The following is a 23944-nucleotide window of genomic DNA, read 5'->3' on the forward strand; positions in this document are numbered from 1 at the left end:
GACCGCGGTCGTCTTTTTTAGTGCGTGAATTTCTGCATGTAGCGCCTGTCGATTTGACGCTTGATCCAATACGAACACCGGCCGTGCCACGTCAAGCGCCCAAACGTGAGTAAGGCGTGTCCCGGGGTCGTCAATAAAATATTGAGCGACGTCCGCTGTTTGTATGGCTTTTGGTCACCGAGGAGCGCCGACGCGACGTGACGGCCCGATCGGACCGCGTCGACGCCTCCGTTCAAGCCCATTGCCATATCCCCGGTGATGTAAATATCTTGATACGTCGCGTGACGCAAATAAGCGTCGGTCGGAATAAACGACCCCTCCTCGGCAAGGCCTGAGCGGTGCCACCACTCGACCGGCACGACTCCAGTCGCGTCAAGGACAAGACCGTCTGGCGCGTCCCCACCCTCATACTGTTGCGCGATCAGCGTCACCCCGCTTGCAACGAGACGACGGGCAATATGACGGCCGACCCGGTTCGGCAAGTCGGGCAAAATCTGCTTCGCATAGAGCGTGACGTGTTGCTTCGACCTCACGCAAGCGAAAGCGAGCTCGACGCCAGCTTTGCCCCCTCCGACGATCGTGACCGCACGGCTCGCTTGAATGTGTTCGATCGCTACGTCCGTCATCGGTTTCAAGCCCGTTCCGATCCCTCGGCTCTTCGCACCTGTCGCGAGCACGAGATGATCGTAAGCGATCATACCTTGATCGGTCTCGATGATTCGTTTGACCGGGTCGAGCGAGATGAGTCTGCTCGCGACCGGTGTGACGTCCGGTCGCAAGTTGACGACTGCCGAAGCCATCTCATTTGCGATCACTTGGGGGAACGCCCCGGTATAAATCGTTTCCTCAAGTCCGACATAACTGACCTCGTACCGTTCACGCAACTGTTCGATCCGCGCTAAAATTTCGAGTTGCCCGTGACCGAGCCCGACTAGGATGAGCCGCGGCTTCATCGTAAAATCCGCCGTGCTTCCAACAGGCGCTGGCTGATCGTGAACACTTCAAGGATGAGGAACAGCGTCGCGACGACCCCGATCCACGACGGGAACAAAATCATGAGCGTGAACAAGATGAAGCACTCCGTCCGTTCAAGGAGACCTGGTTGATAATAAAATGATTTCTCAGAACGTTTTGAACTGCTGGCTCCGACGGCGAGAAACAGCGTCATCGCAACGACGAAGGATCCGAGCAAGAAGAGAAAGACCGGCATGTGCTCAGGATAACGAAGCGCCAGCGCGACGACGACCGAGATCTCGACGATGCGATCGAAGACGAGGTCGAGCACTGTGCCAAACCCCGTCTTCCGAGAGCGGCGCGCCATCGTCCCGTCAATGACATCGAGAAGACCCGATAACCAAAGCAGGGCGACCGCTGTCCAAAGCATGTCATTATAAATAAAGAACCCGACCGAGATTCCGATGACGCCTCCAAGGATTGTCACTTCGTTCGGTGTGAAATTCCATTTTAGAAGCCGATCGGCCCCTCGTTCAACGATGGGACGAACCCAGCGGCTTCCGTACGTGTCTAGCATCAAACCACTCCTTTTTTCTTCCGCAAATAGTAGGTTTCCCCGACCTGAAACGATTCATCCCGGGGGAGAATGACGTACGTACCGGTCGCGAGGCGATACTCGCCTAGGCGATTGCCGAAGCGATTCAACTGTCGGACGAGTACGACCGGTTCGCCTGCTTGTTTAGTCACTTCCATCATCGTCGCCGGATAAGACGAACCTGAAAGCTCGATAAAGTCTCCAAACGCCGGCTCAGTCTCGTAAAGTTCGCCTGGCGTCCCCGTCGCTAGGACTTCTCCGTCCTCGAGCAACGTCACCCGATCGGCGACGAGCATCGCTTCTTCCCGGTCGTGGGTCACGAGCAACGCAGTCAACTCGAGTTGTTGGACGAGGTCCCGGATCAGCCGCTGCAACTCGTACTTCAAATCCGGATCGAGATTCGTGAACGGCTCATCTAATAAAATGAGCCGCGGCTCGGCCGCAAGGGCACGGGCAAAACTGACACGCTGTTGCTCGCCTCCGGAAAGTTCGTGGATGTCATCGTCATATCGGCCCGGAAGGCGGACACGGGCAAGCCACGCCTCTGCCTGCTCCCGTGACCGATTTTGAGTCGCGAGCGTCACGTTCTCCCCGACGGACAAATGCGGGAACAGAAGCGGTGATTGTGACAGCATCGTGATGCGCCGCTTGTGAGGAGGCGTCCCGAGGAGCGGCTCTCCGTCCCACGTCACCGTCCCCGTGTCTGCCGTCTCAAGTCCGGCGATAATCCGTAGCAACGTCGACTTCCCGGACCCGCTCACCCCGACAAGCGCATGGATCTCTTTCTTGTCAACGATCAGGTCGACCCCGTTCAACACGTCGCGTTGTTTAAAGTTTTTTTGTATTCCCGTAACGACTAAACTCATCTTAACCGCTCCTTCATAATTCTTACCGCTGCGCGGAACAATCCTCCGAGACCGATATACAACAAGACCGGCAACAAGATGAGGACCCACGTGTTTTGTAGTGCCAATGAAACGTCATTTCCCGCATACGATTGATACAGTTGTGTCGTGACGGTCGGGATGAGCCCTGCACCGATCAATTGCACGAGCACGAACTGACCGAGAACGATGACCGTCGAGAACAAGACGATCGTCCGCATCGTCGCCGCCAACAAAGGAAACAGCACCATGCTAAATCGAGGCAGCGGCGGCAGTGTCATCGTCTGCTCAAGGAGCGGACGTCCGATCACATACATCGCATTGTAGGCGAGCCGGATCGAGTACGGGAGCGTCGAGACGAGCAAGACGAGCAAGACACCGGCATAAGTCCCGACGAGCCCGACGTTCGCGAGCACGATGTACATACCGAACATACTCGCCATGACCGGAATGAACAACGGGATAAAGACGAGCCACTCGACGAGTGTCCGCCATCTCGACTCTGTAAAAATCAGCCACCACGCTGTCCCGAGACCGAGCCAGACATTGATGACGGCCAAACTGACGACGTAGAACACCGTGTTCATGAGCACTTCATCCAATCGGATCGGAGAAGGCAAACCGAAGAGTAAGCCGAGAAACGGGAACAAGATGAAACTGATGATCAGGACCCGACTCATCGCCTCACCCCTTTTTCAATCCGGCGTCTTCGTTTGGCCGTAACGAGATACGATACAAAAGCCCCGACTGAGATCAATAGTGTCCAAACGAGTGCGACCGCGTAGGATTCATTCGCGTTTAAAAACAACCCTGTCGTCAGCCGTTCGTATGCGAGCACCCCGAGCAGCTCCGGGAATGTGACCCCGAGCAGGGCCGGTACCTCGTAAGCGAACGAGATGAACGCCACTAAAATCCAAAACGAGTCCAAGAGCGGCTTCAGTAAAAACGGCCACTCCGCGACTTTGAACTGCTCGAACCGTGTGAGTTGGAGCGTCTTCGCCATATCGAGATAGCCGCGATTCAGTTGCCCGTATGTGCCGAGCATCATCAAAAAGACGAACGGCACTTCTTTCCACACATACGTAAATATGATGACAAAGTGATGGCGCTCGTTCGCTTCCACAAGCCCGTAAAACGGAAAACCGCCCGAGAACAACAACAAAAATAAATACGCACCTGCGACATGCGGCACGAACATCGGCAATTTGAGCAGCGCTGAAAGCCAAACCGCCTCTCGAATCCGGACCGTTCGTGCCAACCACGTCCCGATGAGTAGCGAAATCGTCGTCGAGACGAGCGTCACGTAAAGCGTGACGGCTAAACTCGCCCGCCACGCCGCATCGCGCCAAAGTGACGTCCATTCGAATGAAGCGGTCTCACCGGCTAGAAACGCCAGACCGGCGAGCGGTAGCAATAAGACGATGACGCTCAAGCCGACGCTACCTCGCGACACGGGACCATCCTTCACGAACTTGATCGATCACGCTCGGCCCGAAGTCGGCAATCGAACGTTCGGCAAGTTGTTCAGGGTCTGGATACGTGACGCCCGTGTCCAGTTTGAGGAAGGCTTCCCGGTCCGCTCGTTCAAGCTTCGTCAAATCGAGCGACGTCCCGTCCCCCCAATACGTCGCATCTTGTTTGGCGAGTTGGGCTTCCGGTGACAACAATTCATTGATCACGACGATGGCACCGTTCGGATTGCTTGCGTTGAACGGGACCGCGAGAAAATGCGTCGAGGCGATTGAATGGTCGAGGACGAGTGCACGCGTCCCGTCTGGAAACACGCCGTCGTTTCGCTCGGCCTCAGCACGACGCTCATTGAATCCCATCGTCATCCACACGTCACCTTTCGCATAAAGTTGGTCGAGTTGGGCGAGTGACTTCGGATACGTCGCTCCTTGTTTCCACAGATTCGGTGACCACGTCGCGAGTTCATCCCAAAATGCATCCGGGATCGTTTGATCGCTTCGGATCGTTTCCCCGTACTCGGCATAGAGCAGATGGCGGACGAACGCGTTACCGGTGAAGTCTGTCACTTCAGGATACGTGAAACGGCCTGGATTTGCTTCGGTCCAACGATGTAGTTCTTCGAACGTCGCCGGAGGATTCGTCACTTTGTCGGCATCATAGTGCAGCACGAACTGAACGTTGCCCCACGCCACCTCGAGTCCGTCGGTCGGCGTCCCGGCGTCGGTCGCTTGCGCGGTTTCGTTCAAAAGTGCTGCGTTCGGGATTTTATCGAGCAGGTCGCCTTGTAGAAGCTCCGCCTCGGCCGCGTTTCTAAAATTATCACCATTGATCCACATGAGGTCGATCGTGCCCGCCTCTCGGTTCGAACGTTTATCGAGTGACAGTTGGCGAATGAATTCGGCCGTGTCCATCGGGACGCGATTCAACTCGATATCGTATGTTTCTTTCAGGCGCGGTGCGACGTAGTCATCGATGTAACGGTTGATGCCGTCGTCCCCACCCCACAAGTAAAAGTTGACCGTCGTTTGCTCAGCCTCTTGAACCGCCTCGTCAAACGTCGGGGCCAAGTCTGCTCCCGTCGTCCCGCAGGCGCTGAGGAAAACAAGCGCAAACAGCAGCCCAAATTGTCGTATTCGTCGCATCGTACTTCCCCTCTCTCTACTACTTTTTGTCAAATCCCCGTTTTGCCAACCGTTCGAACCAAATCGGGCACATTGCGTACAGTTTTCCGCCTAAGTCCATCCACCACGGGGCGTTGACTTCACGTTTCGACTGTTCAAACGCTGAGACGACCCCCTGTGCCAACTGATCTGGGTCGAGCATGATACGACGCACACTCTGTTCATAGCGCCCCGTCTTATCAGCACGATCAAAGAACGGCGTGTTGATCGGACCAGGATTGACCGTCAGTACATGGACACCTGCCGGCTTCAGCTCGAGCCGGAGCGCGTTTGAAAACTGGAGCAACGCCGCTTTCGATCCGGCGTACACGGCCGACTTCGGGGTCGGCACTTTGGCAGCTTGCGAGCAGACGTTTATGATCGTCCCGCCTCGCTTCATCCGGCGCCCACAGTCACGCGACATCACCATCGGCGCGATCGCGTTCAAGCGCATCGTCTCTTCGATGACGTCCGTCGTTTGATCAACGACCCGGTCAAACTCACCGACGCCGGCGTTGTTGACCCAACCGTCGATCGGTCCATATTTCCGTACGACATCGTCGACGAGCGTCTCATAACTTGTCAAAACATCCGCGACCATCCAGTCTGCAGATAGTTTCGTCCCGAGCTCTCGAAGGCGCGTCTCGTTTCTGGCAATTAACGTCAGCTTATAGCCCGCTGCCGAAAAAGAATGCGCCAAAGCGGCACCAAAGCCGCTCGACGCACCCGTGATCACAATATGTCTCATTCCATTGCTTCCTCCACTCTCACATAAATCCATTTGCCATCGGCTAACTGCTTGACGACATGACCGCGCTCCTCGAGCAATGTCAACCGCGCGAACACTTCGCTGAAGACAAGCGGCATCGCCCGGCGCATCTTCCGCCCGTACAGCCGCATCGACCAATCGAACACACTCAAGCCGTCGGCCCAGTCGTTCAGCAGCTGTTCGCTCCGTTCATAGCGTTGACTGATCCTTGATTCGATGAGTAAACGCGGATGCTGAATCGGATTGCCGTGTCCGCTCACGACGAGCTTAATATCAAGCTCCTGTAACTTTCTAAGCGAGTCGAGATACAGTAAGACCGGTGACGCAAACCCTTCGTCCTCATACGGTTGTTCGATCAACGGGTTCGGTTCGACCGCATCGATCAAATGATCACCGGCGATCAAGACGCCGCCCGGTCCGAGCAGTCCGAGTTGATCGCTCGCGTGTCCCGGCAGATGAATCGTCTTCCATGCCCCGTCGCTCGTCACGTCTTGTCCTTCTTCGAACGTCATCGTGACGGTCGTCGGACCGATCCAACGTAGCGCCTCCCGGTAGTCCGGCAACTTGTTGATGATCGACTCCGGTGCCCCGAACCAATGAGCCAGTTCATATAAGAAGTGATTGCCTTTTTTAATAAAGTTCGGTGTCTGTTCCAAATAACGAACGAGCTTCTCGTGACCGTAGACTGGAATCGAGGCGTCCCGCAGCCGCCAAGCTTGACCGGCATGGTCGGCATGATGGTGCGTTAAAAACAGAAAATCGATATCCGCTAGCGTCAGTTCGAGTTCAGCCAATTCGCCGTTCAAGGATGCCCATGCCTCTTCCGTATCCGGGCCACAGTCGACCATGAAAAACCGGCCCCCATGCTCTACGATGTATACGTTCACGTTACCGACCTCAAACGGTGTCGGAATATCGAGTCTTGCCAGTTGGCTTGAAATCCAGTTCGCCACGTCCACACAACCCCTTCCACCTATCTTCATTCATTATACCTGTCAGAAAGAAGGGATTTCAATGGCACAAAAAAAGGAGGGGATTTCTCCCCTCCAATCGTTTATAAGTTGATGACGGTCACTTTATCGCGTGTCATCGTTTCAAGACTGCGTCCGATCCCTTGGACACCGAGACCTGATTGTTTCACACCGATGAACGGGAAATGGTCAGGACCGCGTTCCGTTCGACCGTTGACTTGGACCGTACCGACTTCAAGCTTGTCGGCGACCGTGAACGCACTGTTCACATTTTGCGTGAACACGCTCGCTTGAAGACCGAACTCTGACTCGTTCGTCAGTTCGATCATCTCGTCGAGCGAGCTGACACGGATGATCGGAAGAACAGGTCCGAACGGCTCTTCCCAAGCGACACGCATCTCACGCGTGACGTGATCGAGCAGCGTCGGGTGGAGCAGGTTGCCGTCACGTTCGTTACCGTGGACGACCGTCGCACGCTTGTTGACGGCGTCGTCAATCAAGCCTTGAACGTAGTCAGCCGACTTTTTGTCGATGAGAGGGACGATGAAGCTGTTGTCGACTGGCGAACCAACCGTGAGCTTCTCGACACGCTGTTTCAACATGGCGACGAGTTCGTCCGCTTGATCTTCGAGCACGAAGACGCGTTTGATCGCCGTGCAACGCTGACCCGAGTAAGAGAACGCACCGCTGACGATTTGATCCGCCGCAAGCGTCATGTCCGCGTCTTCTAAGACGAGCGCCGGGTCTTTGCCGCCGAGCTCTAAGACGACCGGGACCATCGATGCCTGTTGTGACAAATGTTGACCGGTTCCTGTACCGCCTGTGAATGTGATCATGTCGACACCTGGGTGCGACGTCAAGTAGTCGCCGATGACCGAACCGCGACCCGTCACGAGGTTCAACAATCCGCTCGGAAGACCGGCGTCTTGCAGTGCCTCGACCATTTTGACGCCACTGATCGCACCTTGCGTCGCCGGTTTGAAGACGACCGCGTTCCCCGTTATAAGGGCCGGGGCGATTTTAGCAGCGGCTAAGTTGACCGGATAGTTGAATGGTGAGATCGCGAGAACGACACCGAGTGCCTCTTTTTTGATGATCGCCATTTTGTTCTTTGATCCGCCCGGGAACGAATCGCCTTGCATGAATCCACCTGTGAAACGAAGTCCTTCCTCAGCCGTATAACGAATAATCTCAGCTGTGCGGACGACTTCTTTCTTCGCGTCGCTCAAGTTCTTCCCGACTTCGCGCATGATGATTTGACCGATCTCATCGACGCGTTCTTCGAGTTTGTCCGCCCATGCGTACAACAGCTCGGCGCGCTTGTTGACCGGAAGCGCCGCCCACTCTTGTTGTGCACGTTTAGCACCGTGAATCGCCTCGTCGACTTCGTCGCGCGACATCGCTTGGACGTGTCCGACGATTTCTTCTGTATAAGGTGAAACGAGTTCGATCGTCTCATTTGTTGTTGATTCTTGCCATTGCCCGTTAATTAAATATGGATACGTGTTCATACTCATAATCTCTATCTGCCTCCTGAGTAAGCTGTGATATCTCGTTGCCACCCTCATTGTATGCAAAATCAATTCCGTTGAACAACTATAAAGATTCAGTTTATGTAATGTAAACGGTTACTCCATGACTTTTCGTGATTTTTGACCTGACTTTGACACTTTTCAACTGAAGACTTTGATCGATTTGACCGATAGAGAGGAAGAGAGAACGCGATATAGGAGGGACCACCATTGAGCATGGATCATAATATTTTACTTGAAGCAGGTACGAACGAGTTAGAAATCGTCATTTTCCAGTCAGGCCCGTTTATTTTCGGGATTAACGTCATGAAGGTTCGCGAGATCATCACGATGCTTCCACTCACCCCGTTACCTGGAACGCCTGAGGCGATCATGGGGTTGATCGAACTACGCGGTGAAGTCATGACGGTCATCGATCTCCCGATGGTCATCGGCCATCCACGTGAAGCCGGAGACGGGGATCGCTTGATCGTCTGTGAGTTTAACGGTGAGAAATCGGTGCTCCGAGTCGACCAAGTGACAGAGATCAAGCGCATCTCATGGGAACAGATCGATACACCGTCAGATCTCGCCCGCGGTGTCCAAGGCATCACGAACGGCGTCGTCAAAACAGGAGACCAAATGATCATTCTTCTCGACTATGAGCGCATCGCTCTCGAGTTGTCACGAAAAGACATCATGGCTCGTGAATCCGTCAAACGACTCGGTGCAAGGGAACGCTCGAACAAACAAGTGTGGATCGCAGAAGATTCGGAGATGCTTCGCACCTTGATCATCGACACGCTCGATGAGGCAGGCTACTTCAACACGACAATCTTCAACAACGGGAAAGAAGCGCTTGATGCGTTCGAGCAAGATGGTGTCGAGTGCGATCTGCTCATCACCGACATCGAGATGCCACAAATGGACGGGTTACATTTGACGAGACGGCTACGCGAAATGGACCGCTACGCGACATTACCGATCGTAATTTTCTCGTCACTCATCTCAAACGACTTGAAACATAAAGGCGACGCCGTCGGCGCGAACGCACAAATCACGAAGCCTGAGATCGGCATGTTGATCGCGACGCTCGATGAGTTTTTAGCCTAATGACAAACGGAGGGGCCGCAAAATTGCGGCCCCTCTTTCATTACACCAATCGATTGAAATAGGCGTCCCACTCGACAGCGAACCGTTTCATTTGACGCTCGATGTCTTCAAGCACCGGTTCAAGGTTCTCGACCTCGTTCGTCTCACCGGCGAGTTCAAGTTGTTGGAAATGCGACGCCGTCTCGTCGAGTCCGACCGAATAAGAGGCGCCCTTTAACAAGTGGGCGAGTTGTTCGATTTGTTCATGATCTTTCGTCTCGACCACGCGCTTTAATTCAGGAAACTTCGCCTCGAACTGGGCGACGTACGTCTCTGCAATCTTTTTCAGAAAATCTTTATTTCCACTAGCGATTTGATGGAGCTCTGCTAATTTCTCTTCGTTAAACAGAGCGTTTTGGGGTGTTTGAGTCATCTCCATCCCTCCTTCTACTCATTCCTTCTGACATTCTAACTCACTGTAGTATGTTTTCGAGAGAAAACAAAAAATCTCCTTCTTTGCGATTGCACTCTCCTACTCGCCTACCTATAATAAAGTTGAGCTAAGGTAGGAGGAAGATTATGCTAACGATTTACCGTACCGACGCATCTGGTCGTGTGCACGAGATCGAAGACTTTGACAAAGGAAGCTGGATCCAACTCGTCAATCCGACGAAAGACGAGGCCGATCAAGTCATTGCCGCCTCCGGCATTCCTGAAGACTTCGTGTACGACCCACTTGATATTGAAGAAAAGCCGCGTTTTGAGAAAGATGACGAAGGCCTGCTCATGATCATTGACGTTCCATACGTCGAAGAAGACGATACGGGACGTGCCTATAATACGATCCCACTCGGTATCATCGTCACGGGACGACATTTCATCACCGTCTGTTCGCGTGACCTCGATGTACTCAACTTGTTCGCTAACGGCAAAGCCCGCTTGTTCCGGACAAACTATCGCAGCCGGTTCGTCTTCCAGATTTTGCACCGAGTCAGCATGACGTACTTGCGGTTCCTCCGCCAGATCGACCGGCGAATGGAAGAGCTAGAGCAAGAACTTCAACGTTCGATGCGAAATCAGGAAATTTTCCAGTTGATGAACTTACAGAAGTCGCTCGTCTACTTCATGACATCGCTCAAAGCGAATGACAGCGTCCTCGACCGCATCGTCAAGACGCCGAGTCTTGAGAAGCATGAAGAAGACGAAGACTTGTTAGAAGACGTATTCGTCGAGCATCGTCAGGCGATGGAGATGGCCTCGATTTATAACGACATCATCAGCATTAAGATGGATGCATTCGGGTCGATCATCTCGAACAACGTCAACTTCGTCATGAAGTTCTTGGCGTCAATCACGATCGTGCTCAGCATTCCGACGATGATTTCCGGGATCTTTGGGATGAACGTCCAAGTCCCGTTCGAAGGTCAATCAATCGGTTTCGTGTTCGCACTTGCCATGATGGTCGGTTTTTCGAGTCTCGCCTTTTATATTTTATGGCGGAAACGTTATTTCTAGACAAAAGGATGAAATCGTCACGAGCGACGGTCTCATCCTTTTGTCATTTAAATAAGCTTTACCGTGACGAGACACAAGTCGTCGTCAATCTCGATTTTCGGGACGAGCCGTTCGGCAACGTGACGGGCATAATCTAAGCCGTACGTGGCGATGTCTTTTTCAAGCCAACGGATGCCGTCATCGATGTCTTTGCTGTAACATTCCATCAGTCCGTCCGTGTACATATGCAGGACCATACCTGGCGTGATCTTGATTTCTTTCGATTCATAATTCGGTTCCTCGAACATGCCGACCGGCACCCCAGTCGTCTCGAGACGAGTCATCCCTTCCGGAGACGTCACGATCACAGGCGGATGGCCGGCATTGACGTACTCGATGCGTTGATTCGTCGTATCGATGTAACAATAGACGGCCGTGAAATAACTTTGCATATCGTCGCCCGAAAACAGGAACGTCATCTGTCGGTTCAGTTCGGTCATGACGTCGACCGGGTACTGGACGTTGGCGACAAGGCCTGGCAAGATCGAGCGGATTCCCATCGTGATCAAGGCTGAAGACACGCCGTGACCCATCACGTCGAAGATGATGACGCCGTAACGATCAGGCGCGACTTGGAACCAGGCGTACATGTCACCCGCCAATTTTTTAGATGGCAGGTACAGCGCCCGCATATCGATTTCCGCGCTACTGATTGGTGGGGTCAGCGCGCTCTGCTGAATCTTTTGGGCCAAATCTAGGTCATATTGGAGACGCGCCTCATATTTTTTGCGCTCGTCGACGGCCGCTTTGTAACGGAGCGCCGAGCGAATCCGAGCGAGGAGTTCGGTGATTTTGATCGGCTTCGTCGTATAGTCGGACGCTTCAGCATCTAGCCCTTCGGCAATTTGCTTCTCTTCGGTCCGGCCCGACACCATGATTACCGGCAGTTCTTCATATCCTGTCATTTGTCGAATCCGTTTGCACGTTTCAATCCCTGAGATGCCCGGCATCTCGACATCGAGCAGGACGAGGTCATACAGCGACGGGGCTTGCGGGTCCATGAGGAGCGCGAGAGCATCTTCACCACTTGAGACCGAGACCGTCTCATAATCGTGTTGATGCAATAATTGTTCGAGAACCATCGTATTGACCGGTTCGTCGTCGACAATCAAAATCGCCATAGTCATCCCTACCTTCTCTGTCAGTGTTCTTCTATATGTTATTGTATCATATCTAATCAAGAGACCAACCATTTCAAACCTGTAACAGTTGTGAGAGACTCAAACATGGAGAACGTCTCAGATTTTTGTCATACTAAGAGAAAGAAAGCGAGGAATGCGCTATGGGATGGATATTTGCCGTGAGCGGATTGATTATTTTACTCGTCTTGGTCGCCTCTGTCGTCGTCATCCAAAAAGGATACGCCTACAAAGACAACAAAGACGACATCGTCCTCGATTACGATGAGATTAATCGCCGCATCACCGAACAAGATCAGCAGGACAAATAGAGCCATCCACGACGGATGGCTCTATTTTTATTTGAATTCGAAACGGAGCGCCCCTTTTTCAAGATAGAGCGTGGCATCAAACGTCTTGTCGCTTTTTTTGAACGCATGAACATTTGACTGCCCGCCGTTGATCATCTGTTTCAGTTCATCTTTCGCGAGTCCGACGCCGAGCACTTGTTTCGACATCGTAAACTTGCAGCCCTCACGATACCCGCTGCACCCGATGAACTTCGGATGCTCGACGAGTCCTTTTCCACAGCTCGGACAGACGCCGAACGACGCTTTTGGCCGCGAGGCAGATTTCTTCCCGAATCGTCTCGGTTCAATCGTATAGCCTTCCGGATTCGCCGCCGCGACTCTCGCTTTGGCTTCTTCGACGAGATGAATCGACATCTTTTTCGCCTGGTCGATGAATTCGGCCGCAGACGCAGACGCCTGTCCGATCTCATGGAGCCGCTTCTCCCATTTCGCGGTCATGGCCGGCGAGGCGAGAATGCTGTCGCCGAGCACATCGATTAACAGACGGCCTTTATCGGTCGGAACGAGCTCTTTCTTTTGAAGTTCAACATAACCCCGCTTCTTCAAGCCGTCGATTATGTTCGCCCGAGTCGCTTCCGTGCCGAGCCCCTCGACTTCTTTCATGATATGGATCAGTTCCTCGTCGTCGAGCTGTTTCCCGGCGACTTTCATCGCCATGATGAGCGCGCCTTCCGTATACCGTTTTGGCGGCTCGGTCTGTTTCGATAACACTTCGACTTTCTTTTCAGTCAACGGCTCACCGAGCGTTAGCGCCGGTAGCTCGACGTCTTTTGATTTCATCTCGACGACTTGACGGTACCCCGGGCTGACGACGACCGTCCCTTTCGCCCGGTACAAGTCGTCTCCGTCCATGAGGTCGACGGTCGTCTTCTCGAGTTTCGCCGGGGGGGCGAACGCCGCGAGAAAGCGGCGGTTGATCAAATCATACAGTTTCGCCTCATCCCCGCTGAGCCGGGCCACGTCCCCGCAAGCCTCGGTCGGGATGATCGCATAGTGGTCGCTCACTTTTTTCGCGTTGACGTAGCGGCTGTTCCGGGACGGATTTTCGGTCAAGACGGCCGCAAGCCCGGCGTAAGCGGCGGACTTCAACAGTCTGGCTTTCGTCTGCGGGAACAGCGTCGCCTCGTCGGGCGTGACGAAACTAGAATCTGTCCGCGGATAACTGATCCACCCTTTCGTATACAACTTTTGGGCGATATCGAGCGTCTTCTTCGCCCCGAAGCCGAACCGTTTGCCGGCCTCGGCCTGGAGACCCGATAAGCTGAACCAGAACGGTGGGTGTTCCGTCTTGTCTTCCTTATCAATCGACCGCACGACCGCCGTTCCGGTCGATCGGTCGACGACGGCGTCAGCTTGTTCACGCGTCTTCAGTTTCGTCGTCTTTCCGAGTGTGTATTTCGCTTTGAACGTGCCCCGTCCTTTTTGGAGCGTCGCTTCGACCTCGAAGTACGCCTCCGGGACGAACTGTTTGATCTCGCGCTCTCGATTGACGATCAAGGCGAGCGTCGGTGTCTGGACGCGGCCGAGTGAGAACACGTCTTCGATGCCAATCGTCTTCAAGAGCGTCGTATATGCGCGCGATGCGTTCATACCGACGAGCCAGTCGGCACAGGCACGACTCATCGCCTCATGGTAATACGGAATCGTCTGCTCTCCCGGTAACAGCTGCGCGAAACCGCGGTCGACCGCCTGCTCGGTCAAACTCGAGATCCATAAGCGCTCGAGCGGTTTTTTGTTGCCGGCAAGGCGCAAGATGAGACGAACGATCGCCTCTCCTTCCCGCTCGGCGTCAGAAGCGATGATGACGTCCGTGATCGAGCGGTCGTGGAGCCATTTTTTGATTGTCTGGAACGGCTTCGACTTGCCCTTCGAGATGCGATAGTCGAACCGATCTGGGACAATCGGAAGTGATTCATACTTCCAAGACTTCCACTCCGGGCGGTAGTGGGACGGCTCTTGGAGTTCACATAAGTGCCCGACTGCCCAGACGACGATGGCACCTTCCGGGAAACGAGGGCATGCCGCGATTTCAATCTCGTCTTTTCTCTTTTTTGATGGATACGGTGCCGCCAGCTTTTGTGCCTGCGACGGTTTCTCCGCAATGATTAATCTCATGTGATCCCTACTTTCGTTGTCGTTCGAACGATCTCGTCGGAACGACACTTTCGAAAAAGAATGTTTTTTCTCGTATGTTTCATTATATCATTAGAGGAATATGTACAAAACCAAAGGGGGATGCCTGTTGTCTTATTTAATTTTATTTGCCGCCGTCTTTTTCCTGTCGACGAGCGTCTTGTTCGTCAAATGGACGTCCGCTCCGGCGGAGACGGCCGCATTCTACCGTATGCTGTTCTCGAGCCTCATGTTGTTACCGTTTCTCGATTACCGCTCGCTCTTCTCGTTACGCTCGAACACCCGCTACGCGATCTTGCTCAGCGGGACGCTCCTCGCCTTCCATTTCTGGCTCTGGTTTTTATCGCTCGACTACACGACCGTCGCGAGTTCGACGTTGTTCGTGACGTCGAGCCCGATTTTCGTCCTCATCGGGAACGCCCTGTTCTTTAAAAAACATCCGACCCGAAAAGGTTTGGCGTTTGCGCTCGTCGCCGTCCTCGGCGGCATGCTCGTCGCAGCCGGTGATATCCAAATCGGTCGCGACGCGCTCTACGGGGATTTACTCGCGCTTCTCGCCGCCTTGTTGATCGCCGGCTACTGGCTCGTCGGTCAACACATTCGGACCGAGATGAAGACGAACGACTACTCGTTCAGCGTCTATCTCGTCGCCACGTTCGTTCTCGGTTTCATGTTGCTCGTTCGGGACACGACATTCGTCGGCTTCGAAGCTGTGAATTGGTGGTATTTCATCGCCCTCGCCTTCTTCCCGACGCTCCTCGGCCATAACTTGTTCAACTACGCCCTCGCCCGCGTCAGTGCGACCGTCGTCAGCATCACCATCCTCGGCGAGGCGCTCTGGGGAATGCTGTTCGGGTTCGTCTTCTTCGAGGAACGGCTCGGCGTGATGCAATGGATCGGCGCGGCCGTCTTGCTCGGTGGGATTTACTTATTCCTAAAAGAAGACGCCCGTTCAACAAGAACGGACGTCGTTTCATAAATTGGTCGCTTTCGCTTCTACCTCATCTTCTGACGGACGGAACAGCAGTTTCCGGTCCCAAATCGCCATGCCGACCGCTGTCAGGAAGGTCAAGCCGTCGGCGATCGGGAAGGCGAGCCAAACACCGAACACACCGAAGAAGTTCGGTAAGATAAACACGAGCGGAATCGTAAAGAGCGTCTGTCGAGACAACGACAAGAACATCGCGACCCGGGCTTTCCCGAGTGATTGATAGATGCCGTTGACGAGCATTTGGACGCTCGTTAAGAACGAGACAGCGAACAGGACATGAATCGCCGTCACCCCGCCAGCAATCAAGTTCGCGTCGGACGTGAACATGCGCATGAGCGGTTCCGGGAACAGCTGGAGCGTCAGCCAGATGAAGACCGCAATCGTGATTCCGGCCCGTAGCGCCGTCCAAATCGTCTCGCGCATCCGCTCGAACTGTCGCGCCCCGAAGTTATAGCCGACTATCGGTTGCATGCCTTGGACGATGCCCATGATCGGCATCCCGACGAGCGCCATGAACTTATTCAAAATGGCGAACGTGGCCAATTCTTGGGTCCCCCCATACGTCCCGAGCATGATGTTGACGAAGACGAACAAGATCGATTGCGACACCATCATGACGAACGAGGATGACCCGATTGCCATAATCTCCTTCAACTCGCCGAACCGCAGCCGAAACTTCCGCCATTGGAAGTTGAGCTCGGTCCGGCGATTTTTTGCGAAGAAGAAGCGTAACATGAGCACCGATCCGACGACTTGAGCGAGCGCCGTCGACCAGGCCGCCCCGTAAATACCCCATCCGAACGTGAAGATGAACAGCGGCGTCGTCACCAAGTTGACGACGACGGTCGTGAGCATCACTTTCATCTGATAAGGTGCTTGTCCTTCGGCCCGCACCATCGCGCTCGCCGCGAGCGTGAACATGAAGAACGGCGAACTGATCAGCGTGACCGATAAGTATTGACGACTCAATTCCATGATCTCCGACGTCGCTCCGAACACGGTCAAGATCGAGTCGAGCATGAAGATGGCCGAACTGACCGCGAACGCGGCGAACACGCCTACGAGCACGAGCACGTTCATGAACGTGACGGCGGCACCGGCGTCATCTCCTTTGCCGAGTTTCCGCGAACTGATTGAGGCCCCGCCGAGACCGACCGCACTCGAGACGGCCATTAGAATCATTTGAATCGGGAACGCGATCCCGATCGCGGCCACGGCAGCAGGGCCGATGCCACGCGAGACGAAAATCGTGTCAATTATATTATAGAGCGCCGTCACCAGCATACCGATCATCGCCGGCAGCGACAGCTTGAACAGCAGGCGTCCGATCGGATCGGTCCGGAGTTGCTCCGTGTTCTGATTCATCCTTCCATCCCCTTTTTCGTATATGTTAATAGGGTAGCAAGATTGGATGGAACGGTCGACTATGTTGCCTTGACGGATGTGTCAACGGGCACTCGAAGCGGGAACTTTCACTGCTGCCACTTTTCGTTTTCGCATGATGAAGTCGGTCGCGACAGGTTGGTCGACTTTGACGCGTACCGTCATCATCGCCTGGTTCGCCGTCTCGAGCGGCATCCCGGTCTCATCGAATAACTCGTCGATCCGTTGCGTGAAGCGGACGAACCCGGGACCAAAGAATTCGACTTCTTCTCCGCGGCGGAAATGGTTACGCTGCTCGAGCGTCGCCATGCCTGTCGACGCTTCATACGAGATGACGCGCGCTGCGAACGCATATTGCGGGATGGAACGCGATTTGCCGAACAGTTGCTCTTTCTCGGTCGGGATGCCGTAATAGAACCCGCTCGCGAGCTCCCGTTGCGCCGCTTTCCAAATCTCTTCTTCCCATGCTGGGTCGAAGACGAATCCTTCAGGATCCGCGCAGTAGGCATCGATGACTTGACGATAGACGTTACAGACGGTCGCCACGTAATGGATCGACTTCATCCGTCCCTCGACTTTCAAGCTATCGACGCCGGCATCGACCAAATCGGGTATGTGCCGGACCATCGCAAGATCGACCGAACTCATCGAGAACGGTTCCTCATCGCGCGCTGACATGTCGTCTGTCAACAACTCATCCGCCTCGAAGAAGCCGTATTTCCAGCGGCACGACTGGGCACAGCCGCCGCGGTTCGCATCGCGGAGCGCCATATGGTTCGACAGCGTGCAACGTCCCGAGTAGGAGATACACATCGCGCCATGGACGAACGCCTCGATCTCGACGTCGACTTGACGCTTCATCTCTTTGATCTCTTCCATCGATACTTCACGGGCGAGGACGATTCGCTCTAGCCCTTCCTCTTGCCAAAAACGGAGCGTCTCGTAGTTCGTCGCCGACGCCTGGGTCGACAAATGGACTGGAAGACCGGGCGCGTCCGTTAGACAGACCTCGATCATGGCCGGGTCCGAGACGATGACGGCGTCGATGCCGATGTCACGGAGTCGACAGAAGAAATCGCCCGCGCCATCGATATCCCCTTCATGGGTCACCATGTTCGCGGCGACATACACTTTCGCCCCGCGCTCGTGCGCGAATGCGACGCCTTCAGTCATCTCCTCGTATCCGAAGTTGCCGGCCCGCGAGCGGAGCCCGAACTGTTGACCACCGATAAAGACCGCATCGGCCCCGTAAAGAATCGCCATCTTTAATTTTTCTAAGTTTCCTGCCGGAGCTAGTAGTTCTGGACGTTTTTTCATCTTGATCCCCTCACTTGATCTCTTCTGGATTTCGTAACAGCAGTCCGGTCCCAAGCCGGAATTGTTCAGGTTGGAGTTCGGCGAGACGCCGTTCCATGAGCGTGCGGTCGAACTGGCCATTCAACAAATCGGACCGGGCTTTGTCGAACAGACGGACGATGTCGACGAACGCGTCCCCGGCATGCCATCCTTCGAGTTTCCACGTATGCAGTCCGCCTTTTAAGAGCACCGGCAATTGACCCATGAGCGTCAAATCTTCGGAGAAGACGTGCGTCCCATTGTCGTCTTGGTAGACGGGATAGCGACTGTCCGCATCAGACGGTTCGCTCATATAGTACTCGCGCGCTTCCGCGTCCCCTCTCGACCGACCGATCTCATTGAAATAGTTCGTCAATAGCGGTCGTTTCGAGTGATGGATACATGTTGGTCCGTACACTTGAACCTCGACGGGGAGCCCGATCTGCTGTTGAATCATCCCAAGTTCGGTCAGTGTCACTTCACGGGCCGCGACCGCCCCGATGGCGTCGCGCTTACCCCAAAATTGAATGTGTCGCGCCGACGTGACGAGCGTTTGAGCATCGTACCAATAGGGGATATTGGCATTACGGATCAAGCGGATGGCACCTGGATCGCCCGCCGTCACACTGTCGATCCCGATTTGCTTGAGCGCGTGTAAATAATCCGGCAACGCCTCGATTTGATCGTTATGCATCAAATTGTTGACGGCAACCGTCACTTCTTTGCCGTAACGATGGGCGAGCGCTGTGACTTCTCTCACAGCAGGAAGCGACCAGTCACCTTTATGGCGTAAACCAAACGTCGACTCTCCGATATATAGACGGTCTGTCCCCGCCATGATCAGCGCCTCTGCTTGTTCGACGCTTTGTGCTGTAGTAACTAGCTGAATCATCATCTGTTTTTTCTCCTGACTTTGTGAGTCTAATCACATATTCTTGATATACTTTAGCACACGTTCAAGCGTGTCGACGAAGCAGGAATTTAACAACTGGTGAAGAAATCAGTAACAATGTATGACTTTTTAATTGAAGGAGTGGACGATTTTGACAAAAACAGCCTTGATTACCGGTGCCTCGACTGGCATCGGCCTAGATCTCGCCGTCTTAGCGGCCCGAGATGGATTTGACTGTATTCTCGTAGCTCGTAGCGAGCCACGGTTACATGAACTCAAAAAAGTGCTTGAAAAACGATACACGATTAACGTGCACGTATTCGCACTCGACCTATCTGAACACAACGCCGTGAAACGGTTGACGAACGCGATTGACGACGCCGGGCTCACGGTCGATTTTTTAATCAATAACGCTGGTTTCGGTACGGCTGGCGAGTTTATCGAGCTCGATGCGGAAACCGAGGCCGAAGAGGTCCGGTTGAACGTCAACGCCTTGACCGAGTTGACGAAAGCGTACTTGCCTGACATGGTCGCCCGCAATCACGGCTATGTCTTAAATGTCGCCTCTGTCGCCGCATTCCAGCCGGGACCGTATATGGCCGTCTATTACGCGACGAAAGCGTACGTCTTATCACTCACAGAAGCGCTCCATGCCGAGACGAAAGGCACAGGCGTAAACGTCAGCGTCCTTTGCCCGGGTCCGACCGACACCGGTTTCTTTAACCGGGCCGGCAGTGAAATGATGGTATCGAAAATGCCGTCTCATCTCGTCGCTTTCTTCGGTTATAAGGGCGTCATGAAAAATAAACGGGTCATCATCCCAGGTTTGTCGAACCAAGCGCTCGTCGGACTCGCGAAAATTATGCCGCGAGCGGTCAGTCTCGAAATTTTACGTCGATTCCAAAAACCGACAGATGCCTCGGTCGAACAGCTCCCGACATCTTGAACCTAAAAAAAGCAGAGCGACTCAAACGTTTGAGTCGCTCTGCTTTTTTAGGTTGAGGAATCAGTCGCCATGGCGTGACAGCTGAATCAGACGTCGAATAAAGATAAAAGCTGGTATCACCGTCATGAGCGCCGTCGTGACGACGAGAGACCAGGCGAACACGGCTTCAAGTGTGACCGTTCGGGCTCGTAGCTCCTCGAGAAGATTGACGTTTTGAACGGACAAGACGATCATCAGTGCCGGCCAGACGCTAGAAGCGAGGATGCTCAACATCGCGTATCGTGTCCGAATGAGCCGACGCGACATCAAGAAGATATTGACGGCCATAAACAATAGTCCGATGAAGAGGAACAAACCGATCTCATACATATTGACGTATCCGCCCATGCTCAACCACCTCACTCGAGTAGTACTCATGTTTACCCGTCTTCTCGGACAAATATGCGAACGAATAAATCATGTAGGACGATCAAAAAGAAGACGTTTGCGATTCCATGCGCCAAATCGAACGGCAAGCTAAGGATGAGCAATTTGATAAAGTCGGCTCCAATCACTTCCGCGAACGACAAGTTCGCCGTCCAGCCGAATAAAAAACCAGAGCCGAGCCCGATTGACCAAAGTAACATGCGCGACCGTAACAAGATCGGTCGTAACAAGTAAACGAGCGTGATCACGAGCAGCCAACCGAGAAACTGATACAAAACGAACGGACCGAGCCCGAGTAAAAGTCCAGATAAAATCGGGACGAATAAAGCGAGCATGCCTGCACTCGTCCATCCAAAATAGAGCGCGGTCAGCATCAATAATGCGGTCGTCGGTTGCACGTTCGGTATGGCCATGAAAAGCCACCGTCCGATGACGGCGAGCGCAAGAAGCTGCGTCAATACAGAAATAGGTGACTTCGTCCGCTCAAACTTCGACAAAAGTGCGAACGCGGTTATGAGGGCGAGGACGTAAGTGACCATAACGTACTCCGATCCACGTACTGTTCGCGCGTGCCGTCAAACACGACCGCTCCGCTCGCCATACATAAGACATGACCTGCCGCCGCAATCAAGCGTTCATCGTGGGTCGCACATAAAACACGCGCCGTCTCGGCTTTTTGTACGATTGCCGCAACGAAGGCGTCGCGTTCGTTCTCCGACAGTCCGACCGTCGGCTCGTCGAGGACGATGAGTGACGACGTGGACGCGAGTACCGCCTGCAACTGTTCGACCCGTCGATTCAACGATTTTGGGAACGGTCCGTACTCGGGGTCTGCCGGAAGATAGAGCGGCCGCTCTGATAACTTCACTTTCCCGTATAGCGGACGCAGACTCTTCGCCATCAGTTCTAGGAGTGTCGACTTGCCACTGCCGTTCGTCCCGATGCACACCGTTAACCCTGGTCCGTCAGACCGGTACGACACGTGTTCGACCGCGTAGGTGGGTTGCAACGGATGACGATAGGAAACGTCTTTGACGTTAATCGATGCTTCACTAGACGACTTTACGACCGTAAACGCATGTGTTGCACCGCCTTCACGCGACCGGTCCGTATAAGCGACGCTAATCCCGAGCTGTCCTAGCCGCCGAAGCAGCATCGACAAGTGTTCGCTTCGGAATCGATCGAGATAACGGAACGGCTCGATGAGAACGAGCGCATCGGGATTTTCGCCGAGCACGTGAGCGATTCGAACGAGTTGTTGTTCTCCGCTCGAGCATTCATCAAATCGTTTTTTGGACAGATGATCGATTTGCAAGAGAGCTGCCAGTTCGGCGCCGCGCATCGCATCATCACCGGCGAGCAGTGAGGCGACCGAACCGGCGAGCGGGTCATCGAGATTGACGATATGGGCCCGCTCTGAAGCGACCCACTCCTCAATTTGCTGACGTCCGTGCTCTGAGGATAACCAACGCATCTCGCACCCCTCCTTTCGTCAAATACGGGTAAAGCAACCAGATGAGTGGTGACCACTTAAGCGCCGCCACAAAGCAAATAAACAGGATGAACAGATGAACGAGATCATCGCCTTGGAATGAACGTAGGCGCGGCAACGCGTAAACGGGTTCACGGCGCTGGCTGTCAATCCCGACCACGATTGCTTCTCGCCAATCTTGTCGCTGGTGACTGCGGAGCGACAAACGGATGGCCCGTTCCATCGACGGGACGAGCGCCCAAGCACCGTACAGCAACCGGGTCGATTGCGGAAAGCGTCGCAAGAGCGGCAATAGCCGTTCTAATCGCATGAAACGGCTCGCCCAAACCATTCCGAATAAAAACGTCGCCAAGCGGACAATTTGGTCGCTGAGCGCACGGATGGAGACGTCCCACTGGAGCAAAATCGGTGCGAGCGAGATCAGCGCGAATGCGACAAGCAGACCGAGCATCGCGACGGGAAAGCGCCGCTCCAACAGTAACAACAAGACCAGCCCGGCGAGCAGACTTAACGAACCGTTCACATGGATCAAGACGTACAGATGGACGAGTAGAAAGAAAAGGAGCGTGACAGCATGTCTACGCTCCCAATCCGCCTCATTCGAAGAAAGAAATCGCATCTTCTTCAAACCGCCATTGGATAATATCGGTGGACTCGACTTCTTTTGCAGCCGCCCCTTCATCGCCAGGGCTGCCGTTAAAGGCGTACACCCAGCCAGATGACTGACCGGCCGATTTTTCTTGAATCCCGTCGATTGCCGTGACGTAGGTCATCTCCCCGCTTCCGACCGAATCAATCGGCAATTCTGTCGCCTTGAGGGCATCGAACACCGTCGCCCCATCCTCTAGGCAGACACTTTTCTCATGGTACAGCGTCTCTTCCGTCGACGCGTCGTAAACGGAAATCGTCGGTTCGACGTCACAAGACTCACTTTGTCCGTTCGATGTCTCTTCTCCAGCACAAGCTGCCAATAAAGGTATCATCATACCCATGATGAGCATTTTTTTCATTGATCCGTCAAATCCTCTCGTTGGTGGATAGAGTAGTTGTAAAGAATCGTATATTTTTCGCCTGTAGTTCTGCCTTCACGGGTCAAACCGGTCAATTGAATACTGTTGGCGAGCACGGGTTCGCGCTGGAGCCAGAATTTGACGATTCGTCCGTCCCGGTTGATCATGAGCATCGCTTCGTTCTCGAACGTGTACATGTCATACAGTCCGTCAAATGAGAGCTGCAAGAGCGGTGCCTCGACTTGTTTGGCAAAGTCTTCCCACGCTGTCCCCCGTACGGCTTCGATCACGTGTTCGAAGTCAACGAGCTTCTCGAAAAAGGCTCGACCGGAACTTTTGTTCATCTCATCGACTTGACGATATTCAAGTTCCCCTGAGTCGTCATAGTTGATGCGGATTTGCTGGAACGAGCTGTTGCGTTCGACCATGAGCAAATACTCGAGTGACTGCAGTTCACCGTCCCGGTCGACAATCATCTTGCTACGATCGAGCTTGATCACCTCGCCGTTGATCCGGCGTAAAATCGTATCTGTCATCCGGTCGAACGACTCGTCTTGCACCGACACCGGCCCGATTTGTTGAGATTCGGCCCGGAATTCGGATTGGTCGAACAAAGGTACGAACAGTAAAACGATGAAGAAGAAGAAGCCGACGAGCGCCCCGTACCATTTATACCGGCTGTTTCGTTTTGGAAAGAACAAGAATGACATCAAAAATCCGATTGGGATATGAAACCCGCCGATCGGAAACGAAACGATTCCGAGCAACGAGTAGAATAAGAACTTGGCGAAAAAGTTCGGTTCTGGCTCTTTCAACTGATTCAATCTTACACCTAGCAACAGGCTGATGACGATGAAACCTAGCCAAACGTATAGTTGTATTGTCAC

The 23944-nt window shown here is 53.8% G+C and carries 26 protein-coding genes; 5 read left to right on the top strand and 21 right to left on the bottom strand.

From position 1 onward, the window contains the following. Window positions 1–17: 17 nt before the first annotated feature. The 9 genes from EVJ20_RS04530 to EVJ20_RS04570 all read right to left on the bottom strand — a co-directional run bounded on the left by EVJ20_RS04530 (window position 18) and on the right by EVJ20_RS04570 (window position 8323). Window positions 18–953, bottom strand: coding sequence for an FAD-dependent oxidoreductase (locus EVJ20_RS04530; protein ID WP_131507173.1), 936 nt, complete (start codon window positions 951–953; stop codon window positions 18–20). Beyond that, a complete protein-coding gene (locus EVJ20_RS04535) occupies window positions 950–1531 on the bottom strand; it encodes a CDP-alcohol phosphatidyltransferase family protein (RefSeq protein ID WP_071397670.1) in 582 nt (193 codons plus the stop codon). The genes EVJ20_RS04530 and EVJ20_RS04535 overlap by 4 nt, the downstream gene beginning before the upstream one ends. Continuing rightward, entirely contained in the window at window positions 1531–2415 is an 885-nt protein-coding gene (locus tag EVJ20_RS04540) for an ABC transporter ATP-binding protein (RefSeq protein WP_131490355.1), read from the bottom strand. Before EVJ20_RS04540 ends, EVJ20_RS04535 begins: the two co-directional genes overlap by 1 nt. After that, complete coding sequence (locus tag EVJ20_RS04545) at window positions 2412–3113, bottom strand: ABC transporter permease (RefSeq protein WP_131507175.1); 702 nt, start codon at window positions 3111–3113, stop codon at window positions 2412–2414. Before EVJ20_RS04545 ends, EVJ20_RS04540 begins: the two co-directional genes overlap by 4 nt. After that, complete coding sequence (locus EVJ20_RS04550; RefSeq protein WP_131490357.1) at window positions 3110–3886, bottom strand: ABC transporter permease; 777 nt, start codon at window positions 3884–3886, stop codon at window positions 3110–3112. Before EVJ20_RS04550 ends, EVJ20_RS04545 begins: the two co-directional genes overlap by 4 nt. Further along, window positions 3873–5045 (bottom strand): ABC transporter substrate-binding protein, encoded by a 1173-nt coding sequence (locus tag EVJ20_RS04555; RefSeq protein WP_070327100.1) that lies wholly within the window; start codon window positions 5043–5045, stop codon window positions 3873–3875. The genes EVJ20_RS04550 and EVJ20_RS04555 overlap by 14 nt, the downstream gene beginning before the upstream one ends. A gap of 19 nt (window positions 5046–5064) precedes the next feature. Further along, entirely contained in the window at window positions 5065–5811 is a 747-nt protein-coding gene (locus tag EVJ20_RS04560; protein ID WP_236633374.1) for an SDR family NAD(P)-dependent oxidoreductase, read from the bottom strand. Next, entirely contained in the window at window positions 5808–6785 is a 978-nt protein-coding gene (locus tag EVJ20_RS04565) for an MBL fold metallo-hydrolase (RefSeq protein WP_233589552.1), read from the bottom strand. The genes EVJ20_RS04560 and EVJ20_RS04565 overlap by 4 nt, the downstream gene beginning before the upstream one ends. Before the next feature lie 101 nt (window positions 6786–6886). Beyond that, on the bottom strand, window positions 6887–8323 hold the full coding sequence (locus EVJ20_RS04570) for an NADP-dependent glyceraldehyde-3-phosphate dehydrogenase (protein WP_070327910.1): 1437 nt from the start codon (window positions 8321–8323) through the stop codon (window positions 6887–6889). A gap of 228 nt (window positions 8324–8551) precedes the next feature. On the opposite strand from EVJ20_RS04570, the gene EVJ20_RS04575 reads away from it, so the two are divergent. Beyond that, the gene (locus tag EVJ20_RS04575; protein ID WP_084812901.1) at window positions 8552–9427 is read left to right on the top strand and encodes a chemotaxis protein CheV; all 876 of its coding nucleotides are present in this window, start codon (window positions 8552–8554) and stop codon (window positions 9425–9427) included. A 40-nt stretch (window positions 9428–9467) separates the two neighbouring features. Here the strand turns inward: EVJ20_RS04575 and EVJ20_RS04580 are convergent, their stop codons facing one another. Next, window positions 9468–9839: an Hpt domain-containing protein gene (locus tag EVJ20_RS04580; RefSeq protein ID WP_236633372.1), complete on the bottom strand. Its 372-nt coding sequence runs from the start codon at window positions 9837–9839 to the stop codon at window positions 9468–9470. A gap of 146 nt (window positions 9840–9985) precedes the next feature. Here EVJ20_RS04580 and EVJ20_RS04585 point away from each other — a divergent pair, with 146 nt between their 5' ends. Next, the gene (locus EVJ20_RS04585; RefSeq protein ID WP_070327095.1) at window positions 9986–10921 is read left to right on the top strand and encodes a magnesium transporter CorA family protein; all 936 of its coding nucleotides are present in this window, start codon (window positions 9986–9988) and stop codon (window positions 10919–10921) included. A 47-nt stretch (window positions 10922–10968) separates the two neighbouring features. Here EVJ20_RS04585 and EVJ20_RS04590 read toward each other — a convergent pair whose 3' ends face one another. Continuing rightward, window positions 10969–12087: a PP2C family protein-serine/threonine phosphatase gene (locus EVJ20_RS04590; protein WP_236636162.1), complete on the bottom strand. Its 1119-nt coding sequence runs from the start codon at window positions 12085–12087 to the stop codon at window positions 10969–10971. A gap of 155 nt (window positions 12088–12242) precedes the next feature. On the opposite strand from EVJ20_RS04590, the gene ytzI reads away from it, so the two are divergent. After that, the gene (gene ytzI, locus EVJ20_RS04595) at window positions 12243–12410 is read left to right on the top strand and encodes a YtzI protein (RefSeq protein ID WP_131439801.1); all 168 of its coding nucleotides are present in this window, start codon (window positions 12243–12245) and stop codon (window positions 12408–12410) included. 27 nt (window positions 12411–12437) lie between these two features. On the opposite strand, the gene EVJ20_RS04600 is transcribed toward ytzI, so the two are convergent. Then, the gene (locus EVJ20_RS04600) at window positions 12438–14564 is read right to left on the bottom strand and encodes a DNA topoisomerase III (protein WP_131507177.1); all 2127 of its coding nucleotides are present in this window, start codon (window positions 14562–14564) and stop codon (window positions 12438–12440) included. Between the two features lie 127 nt (window positions 14565–14691). On the opposite strand from EVJ20_RS04600, the gene EVJ20_RS04605 reads away from it, so the two are divergent. After that, window positions 14692–15561 carry a DMT family transporter gene (locus tag EVJ20_RS04605; RefSeq protein ID WP_236633681.1) on the top strand — a complete coding sequence of 290 codons (870 nt, stop codon included), beginning with the start codon at window positions 14692–14694 and terminating at the stop codon, window positions 15559–15561. On the opposite strand, the gene EVJ20_RS04610 is transcribed toward EVJ20_RS04605, so the two are convergent. The 3 genes from EVJ20_RS04610 to EVJ20_RS04620 all read right to left on the bottom strand — a co-directional run bounded on the left by EVJ20_RS04610 (window position 15556) and on the right by EVJ20_RS04620 (window position 19186). Continuing rightward, window positions 15556–16938 (bottom strand): MATE family efflux transporter, encoded by a 1383-nt coding sequence (locus tag EVJ20_RS04610; protein WP_131507179.1) that lies wholly within the window; start codon window positions 16936–16938, stop codon window positions 15556–15558. The genes EVJ20_RS04605 and EVJ20_RS04610 overlap by 6 nt on opposite strands. 81 nt (window positions 16939–17019) lie before the next feature. Continuing rightward, a complete protein-coding gene (locus EVJ20_RS04615) occupies window positions 17020–18273 on the bottom strand; it encodes a peptidase U32 family protein (protein WP_131507181.1) in 1254 nt (417 codons plus the stop codon). 10 nt (window positions 18274–18283) lie between these two features. Continuing rightward, window positions 18284–19186, bottom strand: coding sequence for a peptidase U32 family protein (locus EVJ20_RS04620; protein WP_131507183.1), 903 nt, complete (start codon window positions 19184–19186; stop codon window positions 18284–18286). Between the two features lie 148 nt (window positions 19187–19334). On the opposite strand from EVJ20_RS04620, the gene EVJ20_RS04625 reads away from it, so the two are divergent. Beyond that, the gene (locus tag EVJ20_RS04625; protein ID WP_236633370.1) at window positions 19335–20129 is read left to right on the top strand and encodes an SDR family NAD(P)-dependent oxidoreductase; all 795 of its coding nucleotides are present in this window, start codon (window positions 19335–19337) and stop codon (window positions 20127–20129) included. Window positions 20130–20189: 60 nt separating this feature from the next. Here EVJ20_RS04625 and EVJ20_RS04630 read toward each other — a convergent pair whose 3' ends face one another. The 6 genes from EVJ20_RS04630 to EVJ20_RS04655 are packed head-to-tail and all read right to left on the bottom strand — an operon-like array spanning window position 20190 to window position 23944. Next, window positions 20190–20516: a hypothetical protein gene (locus EVJ20_RS04630; RefSeq protein WP_131464896.1), complete on the bottom strand. Its 327-nt coding sequence runs from the start codon at window positions 20514–20516 to the stop codon at window positions 20190–20192. Window positions 20517–20548: 32 nt separating this feature from the next. Beyond that, entirely contained in the window at window positions 20549–21094 is a 546-nt protein-coding gene (locus tag EVJ20_RS04635; protein ID WP_131439815.1) for a hypothetical protein, read from the bottom strand. Continuing rightward, on the bottom strand, window positions 21067–22029 hold the full coding sequence (locus EVJ20_RS04640; protein WP_131504714.1) for an ATP-binding cassette domain-containing protein: 963 nt from the start codon (window positions 22027–22029) through the stop codon (window positions 21067–21069). The genes EVJ20_RS04635 and EVJ20_RS04640 overlap by 28 nt, the downstream gene beginning before the upstream one ends. Further along, entirely contained in the window at window positions 21989–22666 is a 678-nt protein-coding gene (locus tag EVJ20_RS04645) for a hypothetical protein (protein WP_131490364.1), read from the bottom strand. The genes EVJ20_RS04640 and EVJ20_RS04645 overlap by 41 nt, the downstream gene beginning before the upstream one ends. Then, complete coding sequence (locus tag EVJ20_RS04650) at window positions 22644–23057, bottom strand: DUF4430 domain-containing protein (RefSeq protein ID WP_131507185.1); 414 nt, start codon at window positions 23055–23057, stop codon at window positions 22644–22646. Before EVJ20_RS04650 ends, EVJ20_RS04645 begins: the two co-directional genes overlap by 23 nt. Next, window positions 23054–23944: a hypothetical protein gene (locus EVJ20_RS04655; RefSeq protein ID WP_071397691.1), complete on the bottom strand. Its 891-nt coding sequence runs from the start codon at window positions 23942–23944 to the stop codon at window positions 23054–23056. Before EVJ20_RS04655 ends, EVJ20_RS04650 begins: the two co-directional genes overlap by 4 nt.

This window comes from Exiguobacterium sp. SH0S1 (genome assembly GCF_004337165.1).
GTDB classification, from domain to species: Bacteria; Bacillota; Bacilli; order Exiguobacteriales; family Exiguobacteriaceae; genus Exiguobacterium; species Exiguobacterium aurantiacum_A.